At 38.5% G+C, this 2,686-nt stretch carries 3 protein-coding genes; all 3 read right to left on the reverse strand.

From position 1 onward, the window contains the following. Positions 1 to 255: 255 nt before the first annotated feature. Positions 256 to 750, reverse strand: coding sequence for an HAD-IA family hydrolase (locus AAC037_RS23250; RefSeq protein ID WP_339905992.1), 495 nt, complete (start codon positions 748 to 750; stop codon positions 256 to 258). Continuing rightward, positions 750 to 1,685 carry a DNA-processing protein DprA gene (locus AAC037_RS23255; protein WP_339905994.1) on the reverse strand — a complete coding sequence of 312 codons (936 nt, stop codon included), beginning with the start codon at positions 1,683 to 1,685 and terminating at the stop codon, positions 750 to 752. Before AAC037_RS23255 ends, AAC037_RS23250 begins: the two co-directional genes overlap by 1 nt. Positions 1,686 to 1,757: 72 nt before the next feature. Beyond that, on the reverse strand, positions 1,758 to 2,357 hold the full coding sequence (locus tag AAC037_RS23260; protein WP_339905996.1) for a hypothetical protein: 600 nt from the start codon (positions 2,355 to 2,357) through the stop codon (positions 1,758 to 1,760). Positions 2,358 to 2,686: the final 329 nt, after the last annotated feature.

Genomic DNA, 2,686 nt, shown 5'->3' on the forward strand with positions numbered 1-2,686 from the left:
AAAAACCGGTAAGCTGAATAAGTTGAGACTGTTAGGAGGATTTTTTCAATCTGGCTATGACGTTTCGGAGCAATTACGATTCAATCTAATTCAAGTCATGCACGTTCGACCGATCATTAAGCCATTGTTGCATTGCATAACCTTTATTTAGGGGCATTTGAAACAAAGGCTTTATTCTTTGTTGCCAAGAAAACTGGTTCAACTAAAAAAGGAACATCCCCATTCTCATCCACAATAGAAGCAATCGTGAAAAGTCTAAAAACTAATTACATCAAAAATTTCTCCAGGCGTATTCAGGAGGTAGGAGGGCCCAGACTCGATTAGCCTTTCAATATCCCCAGCACCCCACAAACAGCCGACGCTGATAATTCTCGCAGCTTTAGACGCGACGATATCGCTTTCTTGATCCCCAAAAGAAATACAATTGTCGGCGCTCAGATTAAACCTTTCCAGAATAGTCAAAAAAGGTTCTGGGTGGGGCTTGTGCTTTTTTGTATCGTGATAGGCTATTATCCCAGAATACGGAATTTGCCAAAATTCACACACCCGACGAATGTAAGAAGCAGGACTAGAAGAAACTATAAATACACGATGAGAGACAGCAAGCTTTTGAATAATTGGAATAAGTTCACCGAAAGGGACAAAGTTAGGGATTTGGTCATACGCTGATTTCCAGACTCTTTGTTCCCTGAAAGTTAAAGCCGCATTTGAATTAATAATGGTATTATCTAGATCAAAGATAAGCTCCATCAAAATATTTTTAGTTGATTAGAACCTTGCGTCCGTTGCTTTTCCAAAAGAATTTGGGGCACACCTGTTGAGTTCGAACCGTTATTAACTTTATCGCTTAATCGTATCCTTCGCACAATAGAAAGGATATCCTCTTCACTTGAGATAGGAAATGCCTTATTTTCCCGAATGAGCATTTGATTACCCTTGGTTTGATTGTTATCCAGATAGCCGATTTTTCGATCATTAAAATATGCGAACAGCATTCTATGATAATCTAAGGTAAATCCAACGGTGTGCATCGTTCCTCCCTTAACATCCGTTTCAACAACAATAGTTGCTGTAGACAGTCCTGCCTGAATCCTATCTCTTTCTACAAAGGAGCTTCTTCCCGTTTTGGCACCAAGCGGATATTCGGTCAAAAGCAAACCATTGCTCTCAAGTATGCGATCAGCGAGTTGACGGTTTTCTTTGGGGTAGATTTTGTCTAAAGGTTGAGCGAGAACAGCTGTCGTTTTACCACTGCCTTCCAAGGCACCTTCATGCCCGGCAGTATCGCATCCAACAGCTAGACCACTGACGATATTAAATCCTTCAGATGTGAACCTAAAGCCCAGCCTTTTGCCAACCTCCATTCCATGACCAGTGGGATTACGAGTACCAATTATTGCTACACCTGGAATATCATTGGCCATGCGAATGTTCCCTTTATAATAAAGAATAACCGGAGGATCAGGAATCTCTCTAAGTTTCTTTGGGTAGTCCTCTTCCACAATCGTCACCCACTTAATTTCATTTTCGAACGAGTTGCCAACAATTTTATTTTTAGCTTCAATAGCCCGATCAATTTGTTCCTTTTGTAATTCTCTGATTTTGAGGTGTTCCTTATTTTCGTTCAATACTTCGAAAAGATTTTCATCGCCAACTAGATCGCCGTTAGATAGAACTACGTCCAACGCCTTCCGTCTGCCTATGCCTCTCAAGCATAACAGAGAAATAATCCAATCTGAAGATCTTACACTATGCATCTATTTTTCTGGTATTTCAATATCATCATTCTTGCCCTGGTCGAACTTTTCAGTCACGGCCAATGAGAACCCATAAACCTTCCCTTTGAAGCCTTCATTCGTAAGAAGTTCTCGAATGGCAAGCATTGATGTTCCGGAAGTCTTAATATCATCAATTATAAGGACATTACCGCCAAACTCCTTGTAGGATTTATCAACCATATAATAATTATCTTTTAATTCACTTTCTCTCTCAACCTTAGAATTGATAAACGATAGCTTTTTATTCACTCGCAATTTCCCAATTATATCTGGCTTGTAAACGGAATCTCTCACCGCAGCAATTCTGCTCCCAATTACGTCCAACGGTCTTTTGTCTTTTGCCTCAAGCTCATCGTGTCCCAACACTCTGATCACCAACTCAAAAGAAATCGTCTTGAAAATACTGTGAAGAAAATCATATGCGACCCAGTTTTCCCAGAATTCAATCTCACTCTGTCCCCCTCGCTTAAACCCTATGACCTTATTGGAGTAAAACTCTGTCTTTTCGTTCGGGAAATAGTAGCATAAATGCCAAAAAGCTTGAAATCCGGATAATTTATGCGCTTCGTAAAAAATCATATCTTCTTACACATTAGTAATCAACTTCATATGTAGATATTATTTTACCTCTCAAAACAGAATTAATCTACATGCCAATACCCATATAAATGGTAGAACTTTTTTCTAAAACTAATAAGATTGATGGCTTTTTTTTTACTTTTTTCCATTTAGATATAGATACTATTTTTTAACTTCATTTGAAAGACACTCACATATACCTAAAATTAGGTATTTTATTAAATCGCATTTGAAACTATTTTCGATTCGTATACCAAAAGCGATTTGTTCACAGGGCTTAGAAAACGATTCTACTTACCACACTAATACTAACGAACCATGAAACTATT

The sequence above is a fragment of the uncultured Cyclobacterium sp. genome, from assembly GCF_963976465.1.
In the GTDB taxonomy this organism is placed as follows: domain Bacteria; phylum Bacteroidota; class Bacteroidia; order Cytophagales; family Cyclobacteriaceae; genus Cyclobacterium.